18 protein-coding genes and 1 pseudogene are annotated in these 21140 nt (G+C 41.6%); 8 read left to right on the plus strand and 11 right to left on the minus strand.

What is annotated here, in order from left to right:
- Window positions 1-4: 4 nt before the first annotated feature.
- From CQA40_RS00085 to cmoA, 11 genes are all read right to left on the minus strand, one after another.
- Window positions 5-715, minus strand: coding sequence for a phosphoadenylyl-sulfate reductase (locus CQA40_RS00085; RefSeq protein ID WP_258864398.1), 711 nt, complete (start codon window positions 713-715; stop codon window positions 5-7).
- Complete coding sequence (locus CQA40_RS00090) at window positions 684-1739, minus strand: sulfate/molybdate ABC transporter ATP-binding protein (RefSeq protein ID WP_115518971.1); 1056 nt, start codon at window positions 1737-1739, stop codon at window positions 684-686. The genes CQA40_RS00085 and CQA40_RS00090 overlap by 32 nt, the downstream gene beginning before the upstream one ends.
- Before the next feature lie 9 nt (window positions 1740-1748).
- Window positions 1749-2561, minus strand: a complete 813-nt coding sequence (gene cysW, locus CQA40_RS00095; protein WP_115518972.1) for a sulfate ABC transporter permease subunit CysW — start codon at window positions 2559-2561, stop codon at window positions 1749-1751.
- Window positions 2558-3397 carry a sulfate ABC transporter permease subunit CysT gene (cysT, locus tag CQA40_RS00100; RefSeq protein ID WP_115518973.1) on the minus strand — a complete coding sequence of 280 codons (840 nt, stop codon included), beginning with the start codon at window positions 3395-3397 and terminating at the stop codon, window positions 2558-2560. Before cysT ends, cysW begins: the two co-directional genes overlap by 4 nt.
- A gap of 28 nt (window positions 3398-3425) precedes the next feature.
- A complete protein-coding gene (locus CQA40_RS00105; protein ID WP_115518974.1) occupies window positions 3426-3692 on the minus strand; it encodes a type II toxin-antitoxin system YafQ family toxin in 267 nt (88 codons plus the stop codon).
- A gap of 3 nt (window positions 3693-3695) precedes the next feature.
- A complete protein-coding gene (locus tag CQA40_RS00110; protein ID WP_115518975.1) occupies window positions 3696-3983 on the minus strand; it encodes a type II toxin-antitoxin system RelB/DinJ family antitoxin in 288 nt (95 codons plus the stop codon).
- A 66-nt stretch (window positions 3984-4049) separates the two neighbouring features.
- Complete coding sequence (locus CQA40_RS00115) at window positions 4050-5045, minus strand: sulfate ABC transporter substrate-binding protein (protein WP_115518976.1); 996 nt, start codon at window positions 5043-5045, stop codon at window positions 4050-4052.
- A 63-nt stretch (window positions 5046-5108) separates the two neighbouring features.
- A complete protein-coding gene (locus tag CQA40_RS00120) occupies window positions 5109-6863 on the minus strand; it encodes a nitrite/sulfite reductase (protein WP_115518977.1) in 1755 nt (584 codons plus the stop codon).
- 84 nt (window positions 6864-6947) lie between these two features.
- Complete coding sequence (locus CQA40_RS00125; RefSeq protein WP_115518978.1) at window positions 6948-8237, minus strand: O-acetylhomoserine aminocarboxypropyltransferase/cysteine synthase family protein; 1290 nt, start codon at window positions 8235-8237, stop codon at window positions 6948-6950.
- Between the two features lie 646 nt (window positions 8238-8883).
- Complete coding sequence (locus CQA40_RS00130) at window positions 8884-9585, minus strand: amino acid ABC transporter permease (protein ID WP_115518979.1); 702 nt, start codon at window positions 9583-9585, stop codon at window positions 8884-8886.
- Window positions 9586-9652: 67 nt separating this feature from the next.
- On the minus strand, window positions 9653-10534 hold the full coding sequence (gene cmoA, locus CQA40_RS00135) for a carboxy-S-adenosyl-L-methionine synthase CmoA (protein ID WP_115518980.1): 882 nt from the start codon (window positions 10532-10534) through the stop codon (window positions 9653-9655).
- Window positions 10535-10664: 130 nt separating this feature from the next.
- Between cmoA and CQA40_RS00140 the strand changes: the two genes are divergently transcribed.
- The 8 genes and pseudogenes from CQA40_RS00140 to CQA40_RS00170 all read left to right on the plus strand — a co-directional run bounded on the left by CQA40_RS00140 (window position 10665) and on the right by CQA40_RS00170 (window position 21138).
- Window positions 10665-11411: a triose-phosphate isomerase gene (locus CQA40_RS00140; RefSeq protein ID WP_115518981.1), complete on the plus strand. Its 747-nt coding sequence runs from the start codon at window positions 10665-10667 to the stop codon at window positions 11409-11411.
- A 114-nt stretch (window positions 11412-11525) separates the two neighbouring features.
- On the plus strand, window positions 11526-12521 hold the full coding sequence (gene lpxD / locus CQA40_RS00145) for a UDP-3-O-(3-hydroxymyristoyl)glucosamine N-acyltransferase (protein ID WP_408941398.1): 996 nt from the start codon (window positions 11526-11528) through the stop codon (window positions 12519-12521).
- Window positions 12522-12599: 78 nt separating this feature from the next.
- The gene (locus CQA40_RS00150) at window positions 12600-14024 is read left to right on the plus strand and encodes a CapA family protein (RefSeq protein ID WP_115518983.1); all 1425 of its coding nucleotides are present in this window, start codon (window positions 12600-12602) and stop codon (window positions 14022-14024) included.
- A gap of 31 nt (window positions 14025-14055) precedes the next feature.
- Window positions 14056-16143 carry an excinuclease ABC subunit UvrC gene (locus CQA40_RS00155; protein WP_115518984.1) on the plus strand — a complete coding sequence of 696 codons (2088 nt, stop codon included), beginning with the start codon at window positions 14056-14058 and terminating at the stop codon, window positions 16141-16143.
- A gap of 632 nt (window positions 16144-16775) precedes the next feature.
- Window positions 16776-17132: pseudogene (locus CQA40_RS11825) on the plus strand (hypothetical protein); the annotation flags it as partial.
- Window positions 17133-18161: 1029 nt separating this feature from the next.
- Window positions 18162-18602, plus strand: coding sequence for a methyl-accepting chemotaxis protein (locus CQA40_RS11830; protein WP_408605732.1), 441 nt, complete (start codon window positions 18162-18164; stop codon window positions 18600-18602).
- A gap of 388 nt (window positions 18603-18990) precedes the next feature.
- The gene (locus tag CQA40_RS00165) at window positions 18991-19680 is read left to right on the plus strand and encodes a hypothetical protein (RefSeq protein ID WP_023927513.1); all 690 of its coding nucleotides are present in this window, start codon (window positions 18991-18993) and stop codon (window positions 19678-19680) included.
- Between the two features lie 57 nt (window positions 19681-19737).
- A complete protein-coding gene (locus CQA40_RS00170; RefSeq protein ID WP_115518986.1) occupies window positions 19738-21138 on the plus strand; it encodes a peptidase U32 family protein in 1401 nt (466 codons plus the stop codon).
- The last annotated feature ends 2 nt before the right edge of the window (window positions 21139-21140 follow it).

Raw genomic sequence — 21140 nt, forward strand, 5'->3', positions numbered from 1 at the left:
TATTTTATCTTTGGTGTAATCCGCATTCTTTGTGGTCGGGGTTTTCCCACCACCACCGCCCTGCGCGAATATCCTCGCCCTCTTTTATAGCGCGAGTGCAAATTGAGCAACCAATACTACTAAAACCGCGCTCATACAGCGTGTTTATGGGGAGATTGCGCGATTTGGCATAATCCCACATTTTTTTGTCTTCCCAATCAAACAGCGGATTGATTTTAGTGAGTGCAAAGTTTTTATCCGTCTCTACTAATTGCGTGTCGCTACGCGTGATTGATTGAGCGATTCTTATGCCACTAATCCACGCTACTTTCCCACTAAGTGCGAGTTTTAATGGCTTAATTTTGCGCACAGCACAGCATTTTTTGCGCTTTTCTACACTTTCGCGAATCCCCCACTCACCTAGCTCATTTTCTAGCTCCAAAATCGCCGAATCACTCGTGCTATAAGGCTTTATCTCTATATCAAAAAAGCGCGAAACCTCTGCTTGATACGCCAAACTTTCAGCAAAAAGTTTTTTGGTATCTAGCGTAAAAACCTCGAATTTCTCCCTATCAATCCCTGCCTTTATGGCTAAATCAAGTGCGATTGTATCCTCGATTTGGTGTGAAAAGGCTAGAGCGATTTTGCCCTCACTCTTATTTTGAAACTCACTTAAAACCTCACGCAAACGCGCAACATCGCTACTATATGACATATTCACTCCAGCTTTGCTCATCGCTACGATAAGCCTTGAGATTTAAGAAATTCACATAAATATTTTTCGCTTCCCTTTGGCGAATCTCATTTAGTGTGGCTTTATCAATCTGCACTTCCACAATCTGCGCGTTTTCGCCCTCATCGATTTGCACTTCTAGGATAATCCTTTGCCCTAAGATTCGATGATGTAAGATTTGTCCCTCGTGTGAGCCATATTTTTTGGTAAATGAGATTTCAATTTCATTTGGACGGACGAAAAATGTCTCGTGTTCCCCGCTCTCTGTTACTAGCATACCCTCTTTGATTCGCGCTTTAAAGAGATTGACATTGCCTAAAAAGCTATACACAAAGGGATTTGCAGGGTGCTCATAGACAGATTCGGGCGTGCCTACTTGCTCGATTGCCCCACTATTCATTATCACAATCTCATCGCTTAGCTCCAAAGCCTCCTCTTGGTCGTGCGTAACAAAAATGCTAGTGATATGAATCTCATCGTGCAGTCGCCTTAGCCATTTGCGTAAATCCACGCGCACCTTTGCATCAAGCGCACCAAATGGCTCATCAAGCAACAAAACCTTTGGCTCAATCGCTAAAGCACGAGCGAGTGCCACGCGTTGCTTTTGTCCGCCGCTAAGTTCGCTTGGGTAGCGTTTAGCCAAAGATTCTAATTGCACCATTTTTAGGAGTTCCATAACCTTTGCTTTAATCGCCTCTTTACTTGGGCGCAATGCTTTGGGGCGCACTTTTAACCCAAAGGCGATATTTTCAAACACACTCATATGCTTAAAAAGCGCGTAGTGTTGAAATACAAAGCCAATGCCACGATTTTTAGGGCTTTGCTTGGTAATATTCTCGCCAAAAAATCGCACTTCGCCACTATCGGCAGATTCAAGCCCTGCAATGATTCGCAAAAGCGTGGTTTTCCCGCTACCGCTTGGTCCTAAAAGCGCGGTAAGTTTGCCCTCTTTTAGCGTGAGATTGATATTTTTTAGCGCGTCAAAATCATCGAATCGCTTCCGTAAATTGCGTATTTCTATGCTCATTTTTTCTCCTTATTGTCTCTCATATTTTTCAATGATAAATTTTAGCACCAAAGCTATGATTGAAAGTAGGCTTAGCACGCTAGCCACCGCAAAAGCCGCTGTGTAGAGATAATCATTGTATAAAATCTCAATATAAAGTGGCATTGTGGTGGTAAGCCCAATGATTTTGCCACTCACCACCGCTACCGCGCCAAACTCGCCAATCACTCGCGCATTTGTTAGCACGATACCATAAAAAAGCCCCCATTTGATATTTGGCAAAGTTACTTTAAAAAAGCTCTGAGCTCCATTTGCGCCAAGACTTATGGCGGCTTCCTCCTCGTCCTTGCCTTGCTCTTGCATTAGGGCGATGAGTTCCTTTGCCACAAAGGGAAAGGTTACAAATGCACTCGCTAAAATTATGGCAGGAAGTGCAAAAATAATTTGAATATCATATTTGGCTAAGATTGCGCCAAAAAAGCCACTATTGCCAAAGAGTAGCACAAAGCAAAGCCCCACAATCACAGGCGACACCGCGAAAGGAATCTCAATAAGACTTGCTAGGATAAATTTGCCACGAAATTCAAACTTCGCAATGGCATAAGCGATAAACACGCCAAAAATCGCATTGAGTGGGACGACAATGACTACGCAAGTAAGCGTGAGCACAATGGCTTTAAGCGTGTAAGAATCACTTAGTGCTTCCCAATACACAGAGATTCCCTCGCTAAATGCCTCGATAAATACTATGACTAAGGGCAGTGCCACCATAATGCCCAAAAAGACAAAGCTAATGGCAATGGCGATATATTTTAACGCTTTTGGCTCGATGCTATTTCTCATACGCGCTTCCTCCACTGCCCTAGTAAATTTATGGCAAGTAAAATCACAAATGCCACGCTAATCATAAATACGCCCACTGCGCTACCGCCTAAATAATCAAAGGAATCTAACTTTTTTACAATTAGCAATGGCAAAATTTCGCTCTCAAATGGGATATTGTTTGAGACAAAAATCACCGAGCCATACTCTCCAAGTCCTCGTGCAAAAGCTAGGGCGAATCCAATAAGCGCAGAGGGGAGCAAAGAGGGCAAAATCACAAAATAAAAACTTTGGCTAAAATTCGCCCCCAAACTTGATGCTGCCTCTAAACTCTCTTTGTCTAAGTCTTTAATCACAGGCTCTAGCGTGCGAATCACAAAGGGAATCCCCACAAACACCAATGCCACCACCACCGCAAAGAAACTTTTGCCCTCTAAGTCAATGTGAAAAGCCAAAAATGCCTTGCCTATTATGCCGTTGCTTGAAAGCAAAAAAGCTATGGCAATCCCTGCCACAGCGGTAGGTAGCGCGAAAGGCAAGTCGATTAGTGCTTCTAAGATTTTCTTACCAAAAAAATCATATCGCGCCAAACTCCACGCCACGATAAAGCCAAAGATGAGGTTAATCAAAGCCGCGAGTAATGCCGTAAGGAGCGAAAATTTTAACGCGCTCATCACTTGTGTATCACTGATGATTTCTACAAACTGCGCCCACTCCAACTTAAAGCTAAAGGCAAAAAGTGCGATTAGCGGGATTAGCACTAATAGGCTAAAATAAGTCATTCCAAGCCCAAAGCTAAGCCCAAAGCCTTGCAAAATCGAGGGCTTTTTGTAAAAGATTTTTTGTAAGATTTTCATTTTGCTAATCCTTAAATTATTTGTTCAATCACTTAAAAAGTTGCGAATGTGTGCCGATTCGCAAAAGGCGAATCTCATCGTTCTTTATCAAATAAATCACTAGTTTATCGCCACCGATATGAAACTCTCTCGTATCGGCGTATTCGCCACTTAATGCGTGGTCGTTTGCGCTTGGTGGCAGTGGCTTATCATTAGCTAGCAAAGAAAAATATTCTATCATTTTGTTAAACTCACTATCGCTCAAGCGCACTTTTGACAAATCGTTTATAAACTTTTTCTCGCGTTTTAGATTCATCGCTTATGCCTTGTTTTGCGCTTTTAGTGCTTCAAACTCGGCTTTTAGTTGCTCTAGCGTGAAACTTTCTAAATTCTGCCCTTTTCGTGCATTTTCTATCACTTTTTGCGTTTCTTCGTTTGGAATCTTCCCCTCGCCTTGTAGCTTGAAAGGTATCGCATTTTCGCGTATAACGGCTTTGGCAAAGACATTAAACGCGGAGCTAAGATTTAGCCCCATATCGTTTATGATACTCTCAAATCGCGCCTTATCGTCTTTATCCATTCTAAAGGTTACATTTATGGTTTGCATTGCATTATCCTTATTTTTAAATTAAAATACGGCATTTTACCATAAATTTATATTTAATACACGACTTTACTTACTCTTTTTGATAGTCTCAAAAATCTTATCAAACTCGCCATTATCGCTAAAATGTTTCTTTTGCGCTTCACTCCAGCCACCAAAGCTATCGATTCGCACGAGATTTAGATTAGGAAATTGTGCGCTATATTTTTGTGCCACTTCCTTATCTGTGGGGCGATAGTAGTTTTTAGCGATGATTTCTTGCGCTTCCTTGTCATACAAATGCGTGATATACGCCTTTGCAACCTCTCTTGTGCCTTTTTTATCCACGACTTTATCCACAAGTGCCACAGGTGGCTCAGCCAAAATGCTAATGCTTGGAATCACAATCTCAAATTTCCCCTTTCCTAGCTGCTGAACGGCTAAATGCGCTTCATTTTCCCACGCGATTAGCACATCGCCCACATTGCGCTTGACAAAGGTATTTGTCGCACCACGCGCACCTGAATCAAGCACAGGCACATTTTTATAAAGTTTGATTAAAAACTCTTTTGCCTTTGCCTCATTATTGTTGTTTGCTTTAAGTGCGTAGGCTAGGGCTGCTAGGTGATTCCACCGCGCACCACCTGAAGTTTTAGGATTTGGCGTAATGACTTTTACGCCGTCCTTTACCAAATCCTCCCAATCTTTTATGCCCTTTGGATTGCCTTTGCGCACCAAAAACACAATCGTTGAATAATATGGCGTAGAGTTGTTTGCAAACTCTTTTTGCCAATCTTTTTTCACACTCCCTTTTGCACTAATGGCATCAATGTCATAAGCTAGTGCAAGTGAGACAATATCGCTACTAAGCCCGTCAATCACAGCTCTTGCTTGTGCGCCAGAGCCTCCGTGTGATTGGCGGATTTGCACTTTATCGCCTGTCTTTTTCTCATACCACGCGCTAAATTCCTCATTATATGCTCTATAAAGCTCCCTTGTAGGGTCATAGCTCACATTTAAAAGCTCATAATTCGCTCCAAATGCGAATGCCGCGAATCCTACAATACTAAAAATTGCCTTTTTCATAATTTTTACTCCATAATTTAAAATTTTCGTAGTTTAAAGTCATTACGGACTTGATTCGCCTTTTTAATTTGGCTTGACTTCCTTAAAATGCTCTTCGCCAATGCCTCGTTCTTTGCTTGTCTCGCCAAAGAGTTTATCGCTTGTGTAGTCATAATATGGCGCGGTGTTTTCGCTGAAATCGGGAATCTCTTGTAACGATTCCGCAATCGCTACGATTTCTGCCTCGCCTATGCTATCTACATAATCCTCAAATAGCGGATATTTTGGCTTTTGCTCTATATATTTTGCTAATACGCGATAGACAAATTCAGGCAAGTGATATGCTGAAATATCCGCCACCTTTTTAGCAAAGCGTGATTTTTTATTTTCACTCGCACTTACAATCCCGCCAATTACGACATTATAAGCAGGATAGCTATGCTCTCCATTGCGCTTAGACTTGCCAAAAAAGCCAAGATTCGCGCTAAAATGATTCGCACAAGAATTTGGACAGCCAGAGAGCTGAATCCTAAAGCCTTTTAGCGAATCTAAATCCAAGCCCTTGTCCTCTAAATATTCCTCGATTTTTGCCACTGCACCGCGCGGACGCGCAATCCCTAGCTGACAAGTCGCCGCACCCGTGCAAGCCACCATATCACCGATAATGGCGGGTTTGTGGCTTTGAGTAGAAAACTCCATAATCAAATCATATAGACTTAGCAGATTTTTCGCACTTAGATTGCGTAAATACATATTTTGATTAGGCGCGAAAAAGAGGCTGTGATTGCCGATGACTTCCAATCTTTTGGCAAGTTCCCTTGCGTGAATTGCCTTTAAATCGCCTAACTTCAAAGGCACTTTGGCGCAATAATAGCCCTTTTGAATCTGCGCTATAACAAAGCGATTCCACCATAGTTCTTGCTCTTTGCTCATTTTTGGAATTTCTAAATCCACACCTTTTAGCTCTGGCAACTCTGGGCTTGGCTTAATATCTAATGTGCAGTCAAATTTTTCACGCACGATTTTCATCTCATCAAAAATCATCTTTGAGAGTTCCGCCTCGCCAAACTTTTCAGCCACGAATCGAAACCGCGCCCTTGCCTTACGCTCTCTATCGCCGTGCCTATCATAGATTTGCTTTGCTGCTTGAGAGAGAATAAAAAGCTCACTTTCGGGCAAAAAATCCATTAGTTTAAAGCCAAGCAACGGTTTTGCGCCCATTCCACCTGCTACCCAAACCTCAAATCCCCTCGCGCCATTTTGAATCTTAGCGATGAATCCCACATCAGTAATTGTTGCCATAGCCCTATCTGCGCTTGATGCAGAAAAGGCAAATTTGAATTTTTTAGGCAAATGGAACGAATCTTTAAGCCCTAGCATTTTAGAAGTGAGCGCATTTGCGTAAGGAATCACATCAAAGATACAATCAGATGCTACATTTGAGAGAATATCTGCGTTAATATTGCGCACCGTAGCACCGCCACCACCACGCGAAGTAAGCCCGATAGAGTGCAGATTTTCCAAAATCTCGCATAAATCATCTAGCTTTGTATAATGAAGCTGAATCCCGCCACGCGTGGTAATATGAAGCTGATTGTTTGCATATTTATCCGCGTAATCCGCTAAAACACTAAGTTGCTTTGGCTCTATCTCCCCAGCATAGGTTTTTACGCGCACCATATAAGTCTCGCGCTCTCGCTGTTCATAGACACCAAAAGGCACACGAATGCCTTTAAAATCGTCCTTATCTATTTTGCCACTCTTTAAATCATTAAGTGATTTTTTAAAAAACTCAAAATCACCCTTTGTAACCGAATCTGGGATTGTATATCCGCTCATTTTTTCTCCTTATTTTTAATTCCAAAAGTAAAACATATCACGCAGAATTTTAGATTCTGCGTTTTTGTTTGCTCTAAATAAATCCTAGCTTTCAATCGCGTTTTTCAAATCTGCAATCAAATCATCTACATTTTCTAGTCCTATGCTTAGGCGCACACCTGTGGGCGTAATCCCCGCAGATTCAAGCTCTTTTGCGGAAAGCTGTGAATGCGTAGTGGAAGCTGGGTGAATGACAAGCGACTTGGAATCCCCGATATTTGCCGTAATGGAGTAGAGTTTAAGCGTATCGCAGATTTTTTTAGCCGCATCATAGCTTTGTGCCTCAAAGTTTAAAAGCCCACTCGCACGAGAATCTACAAAGTATTTTTTCAACTTCGCATTATATGGGCTTGATTTTAGCCCCGGATAATCCACTTTGCTAACTTTTGGGTGTGATTCCAAAAACTCTGCCACTTTTAGCGCACTATCGCTGTGTCGCTTAATGCGAAGCTCTAGCGTTTCTAATCCTTGCAAGTGAATCCACGCTACTTGTGGAGCGAGTGTCGCACCGATATTGCGTAGCCACTCGGTAATTAGGCGAATACCAAAGTTTGGCAGTGGCAAAGAGCTATACACAAGTCCGTGATAGCTTTCATCAGGTGTGTTAAATGCTGGATAGCGCGGATTATCTTTGATAAGCGCATTTAGTCCATCACGCTCCACTGCTACACCACCAAGCCCTGCCCCGTGTCCATTGACATATTTTGTAAGGCTTGAAACGCTAATATCAATGCCGTGCTCAAAAGGGCGGAAAAGGAATGGAGTTGCCACAGTGTTATCGCACACGGTGATGATTTTATGCTTTTTGGCAATCGCGGTAATCGCCTCAATATCTGGGATTGCGATTTGCGGGTTTGAAAGCGATTCAAAGAAAATCACTTTGGTTTTATCATCGATAAGTGGCTCAATACTTGCGATATTATCCACATCAAAGACACGCACCTCAATGCCAAATCGCTTTAAAGTATGCACCAAAAGCGTTTGTGTGCCACCATAAATCTTATTTGCATATAGGATATTATCCCCATTTTGCGCAAGATTCACAAATGTATAAAAGAGTGCTGCGCTACCGCTAGAAGTCGCCACGCCAAATGCTCCGCCCTCAACCGCTGCAAGTCGCTGTGCTAGGACATCAACCGTTGGGTTTGTAAGGCGTGAGTAAATATTGCCAAGCTCTTGCAAACCAAATCGTGCCGCCGCCTGAGCGATACTCTCAAAGCTATAAGCGGTGCTTTGATAGATAGGCACGCTTAAAGTGCGCTGTGAGTCATAGTTATACGCCGCGTGAAGTGCGAGTGTCTCGCTACTGAAATTGTTGCTTTCTAAATTTGCCATTTTTTGTCCTTTGTTTTGAATTTTGTTTTTACACAAACAATGAGAAAATTATACACAAAAAAATTTAAAACACAATATGTGTTTTAAATTTTTTTGTCATATTTATGCGCTTGAGTAGAAAAATAACCCTGACTTATAAGGTTTGCTTCCACCATTTGTGGTGGGGTTGTTATTGGGGTGGGTTTAGCAAATTGGCAACTTTGCAAAAAATGAGGGCTTAATATGGTGGCTAATTCGTAAAGGAAATACTTAGTAGTGTTGTGACTTTCACAAGACAAGATAGGGAATCTCACAAGACAAGAGGAGGAAAAGTGGCATTATTTGCCACAAAAAAGTCCCTCCCCATAGACGAGGGATTTAGGGAGGGGGTGCATTTGCAACAAAATTAAAAAATAGTTTTTTGTCGTATAAAAGTTTTTCTTTGCCATATTGAGATATTTCGCAAGAAAGCGAAATATCTCAATATGCGTATTTATCATACCTAAGCGTAAGTGAAATATCCAAAGGGATAATGCAAGTTGTTGGAAGATTCTTTTTTAGACACTTCGGTTTTTTAAAAATCCCAGTATGACAAATGAAATATGACAAATATTTGGTTTTTTGCTAGATTTTCAAAGTATACACTGTATACCACTATACACTGCTTTTACATTTTTTTGCGCAGGTGCGATTCTAGTGCACCAAATATGATTGAGAGTGGCAAAAGCACCACCAAATACGCACCTATCAGTAAGCACAACGCCTCATAAGTCTTGCCATAAATATCAATCATATCCTTTGCATTATATAGCACATCAGCAAGGGCTAAAATCCCAACCACCGAAGTTTCTTTGATGAGAAAAATCACATTTGCACTCAAAGCGGGCATAGCTATACCAAGTGCCTGCGGTAGCAATATATAGCGGACAATCTGCGCTCGGCTAAGCCCTAGAGATAGGCTAGAGTGGATTTGGGAAGTGCTGATACTTGTAAGCCCAGCGCGAAACGCCTCGCACATATACCCACCTCCCAAAAACGCAAGCCCAATCACTGCACAGCTAAACGCTTCTAGCTTTATGCCCACCTTTGGCAAGGCAAAGTAGAGGAAAAATAGCTGGATCAGCAGTGGCGTATTTCGCGCTATTTCGACATAGATTTTGATAAAAATCTCCAAACATTTCAGTAGATATGAGGTTTTGGATTTTTGTGTGTTTAGTGCTTTTTCTCTCTGTGCTTCGCTTAAGCCTATCGCACAAAATAGCCCGATAATGAGTGAGAGCAAAATCCCCAAAGCAGAGATTTCTAGCGTGAGGATAAGCCCCTTTTGGACTAGGCTTATGTGTGAAATCATAAAGTCAAAATCTAGCATTCTACTTTGTCCTTGATACTTGCACTTTAAGCTATTGTGTCAAAAGCTATTGTGCTAAAAACTTTGCCTAAACTTTTTGCGCGATAATCGTGCCAAAATTTACCCACTTAAATAGCACTTCAATATCATTTATGCAAAACCCCGCTTCACACAAAAGCGCGATATTTTCTTGCAAACTATAAGGCACAAGCACATTTTCTAGTGCTTCGCGCTTGGTGCTTATCTCGGTTTTTGTATAGCCATTTTTTGCTTTGTAGCGATGATAATGCTCTATCATTTGCGCATCAAGCATTGCATTTGGGCTTGTCATTTTTTCGCTTAGTATCAAAACCCCGCCAGATTCTAGCGCGTCATAGATTTTCTTAAGAAAAGCCACTCTTTTAGGCGGGCGGATAAACTGCAAAGTATAGTTTGCGATAAAACAACGCGCTTTTTTGTATTTCACTTCATTGCAGTCAGCACACACAAAGCAAATATCCGCCCCATAAGCCTTAGCCTTTAGTGTCGCATTTTCTATCATCGCGCTAGAATTATCAATGCCTACTAGCTTAGCCTTTACTGCGCTTGCTTTTAGCCTGCTTGCTAGTTCTAAGAGCGTGTTTCCCGTAGAGCAGCCTATATCATAGATTCTAGCATTTGCTTGATTTTTGGTTTGCAAGTGCTTTTGTGATAGTTTTTGCGAAGTATTTTTAAGCGAATTTTGCGAAGTATTTTTAAGCGGTTTTTGCGCTAGATTTTGTGTGGTGTATTGCGCAATGTGCTGCGTGATAAAATCCACACAAAGCGCAAGATTGTCTTTGTAGTAGGGAATCGAGCGCTCAAGCATATCATCAAACACACTTGCCACCCTCTCATCAAAGCAGAATTTTGCTTTTTTGCTTATCTTTTTGTGGCTAAAGAGATTGTCTTTTTTTTGTGTGATTTTAGTGCGTGAAGTATCTTTTGGCATTTTTTCTCTTTGTGATTTTTGCGCTTTGGCTTATTTTAAGGATTTTGGCATTATAGCGAGATTTGACAATATTCAAAAAGTATTTAGGTATAATCATCGTTTTGATACAAGCATTTTAGGAGTTATGCAGATGAAGTTTATGGCAAATTTTAAGTGCAATCACACACCAAGCTCGACATATCACTACTTGAGAGAATTTGAGAGATATGATTTTGGTAAATCTAGTGAGGGCAATGCTAAGTTTTGGGAGCAAAATGAAGTGGTGGTTTTCCCGCCATTTGTTGCATTGCAAAGCGCGATTGATAGCGCAAAAAATGTAAAAATCGGAGCGCAAAATGCCTATCCCGCACAAAGTGGTGCATATAGTGGCGAGATAGGGGAGCAAATGCTAGAATCTATCGGTATAAAAACCGTGCTTATCGGGCATAGCGAGCGTAGAAATATTTTGGGTGAAAGCCAAGAATTTTGTGCACAAAAGGTGCGGTATTTTTTGGATAGAGGCTATGAGGTGGTGTATTGTGTGGGGGAAAATCTAGCCACAAGACAAGCGGGCAAGCAAGCATTAGAAGCGTTTTTGCGTCTCCAATTTGTAGGGCTAGATAGTGTGATAGATTCTAGTGAATTTGCAGGAAAATTTTGCGTGGCGTATGAGCCGATATGGGCGATTGGCACGGGGGTTAGCGCAGATGAGGGCGATATAGAGGGGGCGCATAGATTTTTGCGCTCTATTACAAGCACACCTCTTCTATACGGTGGCAGTGTCAATGCTTCAAACGCTAGCCAAATCACACAAATCAACAATGTAGATGGCGTTCTTATCGGTAGTGCAGCACTTACTCCAAGCGGGTTAAGAGATATTATAAAGGCTTGCATCTAGTGTCGCATAAAATACAAAACGCACACAAAAATACGAACTAAAAAAACTTGCACGCGAAAAATAAAAAATCTAAAATCAAAGTTTTAAGGAGCAAAAATGTCAAAATCTAGTCAAATCAAATTAAGTGAAGTCAAAGAATCTATCGGCATCAAAAATCCTATCAAAAAAGATTTCACTATTCACGCGCTCACTCCGCTTGAGCACGGAGGAGAAAACGACATAAGCTATATTGACCAGCCAAAATATGTATCTGCTTTAGCGGATTCTAAAGTCGGCGCGGTGCTAGTGCGAGAAGAGATTGCTAAGCAAGTGCCTAGCCACATACAACCCCTAGTGGTGCAAAATCCCCACTTAGCTTTCGCGCTTTTGTCTCATCATTTTGCACAAAGCGAGTTTGGAGAGGATTCGCTAAAATCTAGCCAAGAGCAAAGACTAAGACAATCTAGCCAAATCCATAGTAGCGTGCAAATAATGCAAGGCGCGTATATCGGGCAAAATGTCAGTATCGGGCAGGGTAGTGTGATAATGAGCGGGGCAGTCATAAGCGATAATGTCTCCATAGGAGAGAATTGCAAAATCTATCCAAATGTCGTTATCTACCGACAAACCCAAATCGCTGATAATGTCTCAATCCACGCAAATGCCGTCATAGGTAGCGATGGATTTGGCTATGCGCACACCGAGCTAGGTGAGCATATCAAAATCGAGCATAATGGAATCGTGCAAGTAGAATCAAATGTCGAAATCGGTGCGGGAAGCACGATTGATAGAGCCGTGTTTGGCAAAACAATCATCAAAAAAGGCACAAAAATCGACAACCTAGTTCAAATCGGGCATAACTGCATAATCGGCGAGCATAGCTTGCTAGTTTCTCAAGTGGGCTTAGCAGGTAGCACCACCACTGGGCGAAATGTCGTATTTGGCGGGCAAGCAGGCACAGGCGGGCATATCCACATAGGAGATTTTGTCCAAATCGCAGGGAGAGGTGCAGTAGGCAAAAACCTCCCTCCAAATACCAAGTGGGGCGGACATCCGCTAATGGAGCTTGACGCGTGGATGAAGTTTTTTGTAACTTTGCGCAGACTTGTCAAAAAAAGCGAGAGAGAATAAAGCCGTATTTTTGCTTGCTTAAGATTTAGCCTACGCAAGTGCCACAAATACCAAGTAAAATCCGCACAAAAAATCATAATGATAGATTCTCTAAAAAACATTTGGCAAAAAAATCTTGCAGAATTTGCAAAAAAAGCATTTATAGAGAGAAGCATTTGTAAAAAAAATATTTGCAGGAAAAATATTTGTGGGATACATTTGCCAAAATCTCTCTTACAATCACGCGGTAGCAATTTGTGCGATGATTTGCGTAGTAGCTTGTATAGCACATTTTTTATTCATTTTGCAAAAATTCTAGTTGCTATACTTTGTGCCTGTATTTTTGCAAGCACACTTAGTGCAAAAAGTTCGCACAGCTCACTGCGATTGTTTATCGTAGGGGACGCGCTAATCCACAAATCTGTATATGAAGACGCACTTGGGCAAAAAGAGCAAAACTACGAGAATAGGGCAGAATCTTTGCATTATGATTTTGCAAAAATGCTTGAGCTAATCGCGCCCATAAGCAAAAAGCACGATTTAGCGTTTTATAATCAAGAAAGCATTTTAGGTGGCACTCATCTTGGGCTTAGCACTTATCCTAGATTCAACTCCCCGCAAGAATTTGGGCTAAATATGCTAAGGCTTGGATTCAACCTCGTAAGCCTAGCAAACAACCACACTCTAGATAGAGGCGAAGCAGGTGTGCGCTCTATGCTAGATTTTTGGCGAAAAATGGAGGCAAGAAATAGCACGCTTTATACCACAGGGAGTTTTGAGAGCTTCAAAGCGCAGCAAAAAATCCAGCACAAAATTTTGCACAAAAATGACATAAGCTATGCGATGCTTGCCTACACTTATGGGACAAATGGAATCCCACTACCACAAGGCAAAGAATATCTTGTAAATATCTACACCAAAGAAATGCTAAAGTGTGATATTGAAGCGATTAGAGCGGAGGTGGATTTGCTTATCGTGTCTATTCATTGGGGAGTAGAATACACCCACACACCCACCAAAGAGCAGCGCGAAATCGCAAAGTTTTTGGCTAGCTTGGGCGTGGATATTGTCATAGGCAATCACCCTCACGCCATACAGCCTATTGAGCGTATAGGCGATACGCTAGTATTCTACGCACTTGGCAACTTCATCTCCGCACAAGTGGGACTACAAAAGCGTGTAGGATTGATAGCTTCTGTGCGGATTGACAAAATCCAAAACGCAAGAAAAAGCACAAGCACGATAAATCCCACCACAAAATCCCACCACAAAAGAGTGCCCAAAAGAATGCAAAGAAAGTCTAAAATCAATAACCGCATATACAAAAAAATCCCCAAAAAAATAAAACTGCGAAATATCCGCGCAGATTTAGTCTATACTTACTACAAGCACGAGCAAAAAATGAGCGATTTTAAAGTCTATCCTTTTAGTTTGCTAAATGATGAGCTATTGCCAAACTACCAATCAATCTACAAAGACTACATAAAAATCATTAGCAAAGATTGGCTAATCATCGGGCTATAAAAGCAATATATAAAAACAAAAGACAAGCACAATGGGAAATCTAAGTCAAAAACTTACTTCTTTGCCAAGCTCCGCAGGCGTGTATCAGTATTTTGACTCTAATGGCAGGGTGCTATATATCGGCAAAGCAAAAAGCCTAAAAAACCGCGTAAAAAGCTACTTCGCACTATCTCAAACCCTAGAGCTAGACACCCCAATCCCAAACCCAAAAGTATCCTTGCGCATAGCTTCTATGGTGCGACAAATATCAAACATAGAAATCCTGCTTGTAAATAGCGAGCAAGACGCCCTAATCCTAGAAAATTCCCTGATAAAGCAACTAAAGCCAAAATATAATATTCTCTTGCGTGATGACAAAACCTACCCATATATCGCCTTTGATTTGAGTAGCGATTTCCCCACACCTAGCATAAGTCGCGCCAAAGCCAAGCAAAAAGGTGTAAGCTATTTTGGACCATTTACAAGCGGTGCTAGAGAGATAATAAACTCACTTTTAGAAATGTATCCCCTTGTCCAAAAATCCTCCTGCCTAAGAGAGAAAAAAGCCTGCCTTTTTTATCAAATCAATCGGTGCAGTGCACCCTGTGAGGGCAAAATAGACAAGCACTCTTATGCCAAAATACTAAATGAAGCCACTTCACTACTAAAATCCCCCCACAAACTCCTATCAAAACTCAAAGAAAAAATGCTTACCCTAGCAGAATCTAGGCGATATGAGGAAGCTACAATCTATCGCGATAGAATCAAAAAACTCCAAAACTTGCAAAGTTTTTCAGCACTTGATTTGGCAAAAGATATAAGCGCAGATGTGTTTTATTTTTATGTAGATGAGGCTGCCAAAGAATACAAAAGCCCCGCAAGTTTGGCAGAATCTATAAGTCTTACAAATTCTACAAATTCTACAAGCCTTGCAAGCTGCGCAAATTCTGCAAACCCCACGATTCCCACAAAGCCCGCCAAAAAATCACAAAAAGGAATCTTGCTATCTCTTTTTGTCCGCTCTGGCAAAATCATCTCCATACAGCACGAGATTATCCCCCTCCCTGAAAACACCCAAGACACCACCGAAATCCACGCCGAAATCTACACTCAAGCCATTCTTAGCCAATACGCAAGCAAGCTGCCAATACTTCCTAGCGAGATTTTACTGCCAAGTATTGATGGGCTACCTTGCGAGCTATTAAGCGATTTTCTCCACTCCACACAAGGGCGCAAAATCCTCTTAAGTGCACCACAAATCGGCACAAAAGCAAAAATCCTAGCCCTTGCCAAACAAAACGCAAAAGAGCTACTAGCGCGACATAGCCAAAATCTATCAAACGAAAATGCTTTGCTAGAGCGCGTAGCAGAGCTAGCAAACCTAGAATCTATCCCAAGCAGAATCGAAGTCTTTGACACGAGCCACCACAGCGGGTGCGATTGCGTAGGGGCGATGATAGTGTATGAAAACGGCGAGTTTGTCAAATCCGCATATCGCCGATACAAACTAGAAGCAAGCGATGAGTATAGCCAAATGAGGGAAATGCTTATCCGCAGGGCAAAAGACTTTGCCACCACACCACCACCAAATATGTGGCTAATCGATGGGGGCAAAGCCCAAATCACACTTGCAAAAGAAGTGCTACAATCTTGTGGCTTGGGCGGTGGCGGAATCGACACGATAGGCATAGCCAAAGAAAAAAGAGAATCTAGTCTATCAGCGCAAAATCTATCAATACAAAATCTCACAGCGCAAAATCTTGCAAACCAAAGCACACAAGAAGCTATAAGTCAAAAAATGCTACACATTTCCACAAGAAAATCTAGCAAAAGTGCAAATCGCTCAAAAGGCGCAGCAAACGATACTATCTATACCATTGATGAAAGCATTATGCTTAGTCCTAGCGATGAGCGATTGCAGTTTTTGCAAAAGCTACGCGATGAAGCGCATAGATTTGCTATCACTTACCATAGAGAAAAAAAGCACGCAAGCACACTTCAAAGCACCGAGCTAAAGAAGCGCAACCTTAGCCAAGCCAAAATCAAACGACTGCTATCTTTGGTGGGTAGCTTTGAAGCGATAAAAAATTTGAGCGATGAAGAGATAAAAAATCTACTTAAAAAACGACAAGCGAAATAACTTCAGGCAAAATCACAACAAGCAAAAAATAGATTTTGGATTTTGCATAAAGATTTGCAAAACCTAGCAGGATTTACCAAAGATTTTTTTAAATTTTACAGATTTGTAAGTAGCTTGAAAAATATACAAAATCTATAAAAAAATATCAAAAGATTTTATATTTCATTTCGCGCAAAAAATACACCACAAAAAAGCAAGATTTTTGCGCCAAAAATTTTGACAGATTTCCCCAAAATCAAATAAAATCCGCACAAAAATTTTTTACATTTTTTGGCGTTTTTTTTTTTTGTTATCGCAAATTAAGCAAACTTTTGTAAAAATGCCGATTTGGAATCAAATCTACAAAGGGAGAAAGCAAAATGTTGCAAAATATGAAACTTGGAACAAAAGTAGTGCTGTTTATAAACGGCATAGTGATGGTTTGTTTGGCGATTATGGCGATTGTCATATATATGCGCTCTGCAAGCATACAAACAGAGGAGAGCAACGCACTCATAGCGGATATTTCAGAGAAATATTCTTTGTATATGAAAGGCTCTATGGGCGATGTAGTAAGCTCACTAAAGACTACCGAAGTGGTGCTAGAATCGCTTATCCAAAGAGGTGGCGGAAGTCAATACAGCCAAGAAATGATGCAAAATGTCGTGCTTGGTGCGCTAAATAGCAACTCCGTAGCAAGCTGGACATATCTCTACATAAAAGACCCTGCATATCGAGGCGAAAATATCGCTAACTCTAAGCACAAGCTATCTAATGGAGAGTTTTTGATTCTCACAGAAGATGTCTCACTTACCCAAAAAGGCACGGTCGTTTCCGCTGATGATGTTATCCTAAGCTTCAAAGGAGTAAGAAAAGCATTTGATAGCAAGAAAATCTCTATAAGCCCACCTGCGTTTAAGACGGTCAATGGCAAGCAAATGTATGGAATCTCTGTAAATGTCCCTGTTTTTGACTCTAGCAAAAATGTCATCGGTGTTATTGGGACACTTGTAGAGACAAATCACTTTAGAGAGCATATCATCAATGAGCTAAAAGTAGGGCATATCAAAGGTGCATTTCCTTTTGTTATCCTAGATGATGGCACGATTTTGGTGCATAATGATTTGAATCTGCAAGGTGATAGTCTAGCAAATGTGAATAAAGACGCAACCGTTGGCAAAATGCTATCAGTAGCCAAAAACCACCAAGATAGCGTGCAAATCTACAAAACAACCGCTGGACTTTCTGGCTATGCTAGTATCACTTCATTTGAAGTAGCAGCGGGAAGTGGGACATATTGGAGTATGGTAGTGGCTGCACCTGAAGATTCTGTGATGAAGCCTGTGAGAGATTTGCGAAATGTCATCGTGCTAGGCTGTATCATCGCGCTTATCGCCATAGCACTACTTGTATCTTGGTATATCAAATCCCGCGTAGTAATGAGAATCGGCAAAGTTTCAAGCAAACTTCTAGAGTTCTTTAAATACCTAAACCACGAAACAACCACTCCTCCTGCACCGCTAAAAATCATAGTCGCAGGCGATGAAATCGGTGCTATGGGTATCGCACTCAATGAAAACACCAAACGCACACAAGAGACACTTGAGCAAGATGCAAGCGTCATCAAAGAAGTGGTAAGTATGGTAGAGGAAGCAAAAGCTGGTAAGTTTGGTAGCAAAATCACTCAACACACAGGCAATCCTCAAGTAAATACGCTAAAAGATAGGATTAACGAAATGTCTCAAGCACTATTTAACCTTGTCGGTGGCAATCTAGAAAATCCTGCAAGAGTGTTTGCTTCCTACCAAAAAAATGACTTCACACCGCGTATAGACAATCCTCAAGGACTAGAAGTAAGCGTAAATCAGCTAGGGGATTCTATCGTGGATATGCTAAAAGTATCTGCAAACTTCGCAAAAGAGCTAAAAGTCCAAGCCGAAGAGTTAAGCAAGTCTATGCAGATTCTCACAGAGGGCTCACAAACTCAAGCTAGCTCTGTTGAGCAGACAGCCGCAGCAGTAGAGCAAATCAACTCCTCTATGCAAAATGTCGCAAGCAAGACAGGCGAAGCTACACAACAAGCCGAAGACATAAAAAACATCGTAAGTGTCATCAAAGACATAGCCGAGCAGACAAACCTACTTGCGCTTAATGCTGCTATCGAAGCCGCACGCGCGGGCGAGCACGGCAGAGGGTTTGCCGTTGTCGCTGATGAAGTGCGAAAGCTAGCAGAGCGAACTACTCGTTCACTTAGCGAAATCGAAGCAAATGTAAATATCCTAGTGCAATCTGTAAATGAGATGAGCGAATCTATCAACGAGCAAACAGAGGGCTTAGGACAAATCAACGAGGCGATAGAGCAGTTTGAGAGCGTTACACAGCAAAATCTCCAAGTGGCAAATAGCACAAATGAGGTTACTAAGCGCGTAAATGGTATCGCCATAGAAATCGCAAATGACACAGACAAAAAGAAATTCTAAGCCTTTTTGATTTTGTCTTTTGCGGTTTGTGTTGCCACGCTTTTTGAGTGTGGGTTTTTGCGGGGGATTAAAAAACTTTTAGAAAATCTTTTTTTAAGATTTTTGGAGGGGGTTTTGGGTGCAAAAGGTTGCAAAACTTTTTGCATCATTTTTTTGCTAATCTATTTTTAACCGACTTTTTATTTTTGCACTTTTTTGCCTCTTTTTTTATACGCTTTTTTACACACTTTTTTACGCCTGCCCAAATCCCAAAATCCTAGCAAAACCACAAAAACACCGACAATATCGACACAAGATTCTTACCCAAACTTTTGCAAAACAAAATCTAAATCCACACAAAATCCCCAAAAAAATGGTATAATCGCGCAACTTCTCGTTAGGAGCGATAATGACTCAAGAAGAATTAGACGCGCTAGTAAGTGCAGGTGCTGATAGCACTAGCACAGATAGCGCAGAAAATACAGAGCTAGATTCTGCTTCATCAAAAGAGCAGTCTAACTTCAGCGATGATAATTTCCGCGTGGAAGCTTCTAAAGAGTGGCCCCCACCTCCACCAAACAAAGACCACAAAGTCGTTCATCAGCTTGATGATGTTACGCGTGATACGGAGGCAAAAGCAGGCGAGGTGTTTGACCAGCTAGACATTATCGGTGCAAATGCTGATGATGTCGCCAAAGCCGCAAAATCTCTCAAAGAATACCTAGCAAAGCAAGAAGAAATGTTTGTCAAGCTCACGGCAAAATTCCCAAATGTCAAAGCATTTGCAGAGTCTTGTGAGCAAACAAAAACCGCCAAAGAAAGTGTGGCTAAAATCATAGACGGCGCAAATGCCTGCTCTGATGCTATGCTACAAGCAATGGATATAATGCAATTCCAAGACATAAATCGCCAGCGAATTGAGCGCGTAATCAATGTAATGCGCGCTTTGGCACAATATATGAACTCGCTATTTGAAAGCAAAATCGATGATAGCAAGCGCGTATCAAGTGCGGTGTATATACAGGGCGATGATAATGCCGATGTAGCAAACGCCGAAGAAATCGAAAGCCTTATCGCTTCATTTGGTGCAAAAAGCTAGCCCAAAATCAATAATATCAGCCAAGATTGTATACTTCACTAAGCCTAAAATACACAAATGCAAAATCCTAGTAGCTCCCACAAACTAAAATCTAGCGACACAACAAAGCCAAAATCTAGCACCACCAAGTCAAAAATCCCACAGCTACTATCCCCTGCAGGAAATCTACACAAACTAAAAGTCGCCCTAGCTTATGGTGCGGATGCAGTGTATGGCAGTCCTAGTCAGTTTTCTTTGCGCTCGCGTGCTGGGCAAGCATTTGTGCTAAAGGATTTTGCAAATGGCATAGACTATGCGCACAAAAGGGGCAAAAAAGTTTTTGTAACCATAAATGGATTCCCCTTTAATTCCCAACTAGAATCCCTAAAATCCCATATCTGCAAAATGGCAGAACTAAAGCCCGATGCTTTTATCGTAGCAGCCCCCGGCATAGTAAGACTATGCAAAAGCCTAGCCCCACAAATTCCTATCCACCTATCCACCCAAGCAAATGTGCTAAATGTCCTTGATGCGCAGGTGTTTTATGATATGGGTGTGAAGCGCATAGTCGCTGCTCGAGAGCTAAGCCTAAAAGACGCGCTCATCATCAAAAAAGAGATTCCAAACTTAGAGCTAGAGATTTTCATACACGGAAGTATGTGCTTTGCTTTTTCTGGTCGTTGCCTCATCTCATCACTACAAAATGGGCGAATGCCAAATCGCGGAAGCTGTGCAAATGACTGCCGATTTGACTATCAGTATTTTGTGCGCTCAAAAGATAGTGGCGAGCTAGTGGAATTTGATGAGAGGGAATTTTATGCCAAAAACCCTGATAATGGCGTGCTTTTGCGCTTACAAGAGGAGGAGGGATTTGGCACACATATTTTTAACTCAAAAGATTTAAACCTCGCTAGCCACATAAAAGAAATCATTGATAGCGATTGCATATCCGCGCTAAAAATCGAGGGGCGCACCAAGAGCACTTATTATGCAGGTATCACTGCTCGCACTTATGCTATGGCTTTGCGCGACTATGAGCGCGGAATCTTTCGCCCGCAAGCCTACCAAGATGAGCTACACACGCTTAAAAATCGCGGATTTACTGATGGATTTTTGGTGCGAAAACCATTTGAGCGACTAGATACACAAAACCACTTCACAGCTATAAGCGAGGGTAGCTACCAAGTAAATGCCGAAGTAAGCGAGTGTGGTGAGCTAGCATTGTGCAGGCACACTATCCGCGCAGGCGAAGCAAAAGAGATAGTCGCCCCGCTAGATTCTAAGCTAGTTGAGCAAAAAGGCTCATTTGGCGAAATCTACAAGGAGGGCGAAAAATACTATATGCGATTTGAAAAAATCCTGCTAGAAAATGGCAAAGAGCTAGATTCTATCCATAGTGGCAACACAAACGCTATTGCACTTCCTCTGCCACTCCCACCTTTTAGTTTTTTGCGTGAGAATATTAGCGACAAAATCTAACT

The organism is Helicobacter sp. MIT 01-3238, assembly GCF_003364135.1.
In the GTDB taxonomy this organism is placed as follows: Bacteria; Campylobacterota; Campylobacteria; order Campylobacterales; family Helicobacteraceae; genus Helicobacter_B.

Coding starts and splice junctions, on each gene's coding strand:
- CQA40_RS00085 (WP_258864398.1), bottom strand. CDS start 715: ATGAGCAAAGCTGGAGTGAATATGTCATATAGTAGCGATGTTGCGCGT.
- CQA40_RS00090 (WP_115518971.1), bottom strand. CDS start 1,739: ATGAGCATAGAAATACGCAATTTACGGAAGCGATTCGATGATTTTGAC.
- cysW (WP_115518972.1), bottom strand. CDS start 2,561: ATGAGAAATAGCATCGAGCCAAAAGCGTTAAAATATATCGCCATTGCC.
- cysT (WP_115518973.1), bottom strand. CDS start 3,397: ATGAAAATCTTACAAAAAATCTTTTACAAAAAGCCCTCGATTTTGCAA.
- CQA40_RS00105 (WP_115518974.1), bottom strand. CDS start 3,692: ATGAATCTAAAACGCGAGAAAAAGTTTATAAACGATTTGTCAAAAGTG.
- CQA40_RS00110 (WP_115518975.1), bottom strand. CDS start 3,983: ATGCAAACCATAAATGTAACCTTTAGAATGGATAAAGACGATAAGGCG.
- CQA40_RS00115 (WP_115518976.1), bottom strand. CDS start 5,045: ATGAAAAAGGCAATTTTTAGTATTGTAGGATTCGCGGCATTCGCATTT.
- CQA40_RS00120 (WP_115518977.1), bottom strand. CDS start 6,863: ATGAGCGGATATACAATCCCAGATTCGGTTACAAAGGGTGATTTTGAG.
- CQA40_RS00125 (WP_115518978.1), bottom strand. CDS start 8,237: ATGGCAAATTTAGAAAGCAACAATTTCAGTAGCGAGACACTCGCACTT.
- CQA40_RS00130 (WP_115518979.1), bottom strand. CDS start 9,585: ATGCTAGATTTTGACTTTATGATTTCACACATAAGCCTAGTCCAAAAG.
- cmoA (WP_115518980.1), bottom strand. CDS start 10,534: ATGCCAAAAGATACTTCACGCACTAAAATCACACAAAAAAAAGACAAT.
- CQA40_RS00140 (WP_115518981.1), top strand. CDS start 10,665: ATGAAGTTTATGGCAAATTTTAAGTGCAATCACACACCAAGCTCGACA.
- CQA40_RS00150 (WP_115518983.1), top strand. CDS start 12,600: ATGATAGATTCTCTAAAAAACATTTGGCAAAAAAATCTTGCAGAATTT.
- CQA40_RS00155 (WP_115518984.1), top strand. CDS start 14,056: ATGGGAAATCTAAGTCAAAAACTTACTTCTTTGCCAAGCTCCGCAGGC.
- CQA40_RS11830 (WP_408605732.1), top strand. CDS start 18,162: ATGCAAAATGTCGCAAGCAAGACAGGCGAAGCTACACAACAAGCCGAA.
- CQA40_RS00165 (WP_023927513.1), top strand. CDS start 18,991: ATGACTCAAGAAGAATTAGACGCGCTAGTAAGTGCAGGTGCTGATAGC.
- CQA40_RS00170 (WP_115518986.1), top strand. CDS start 19,738: ATGCAAAATCCTAGTAGCTCCCACAAACTAAAATCTAGCGACACAACA.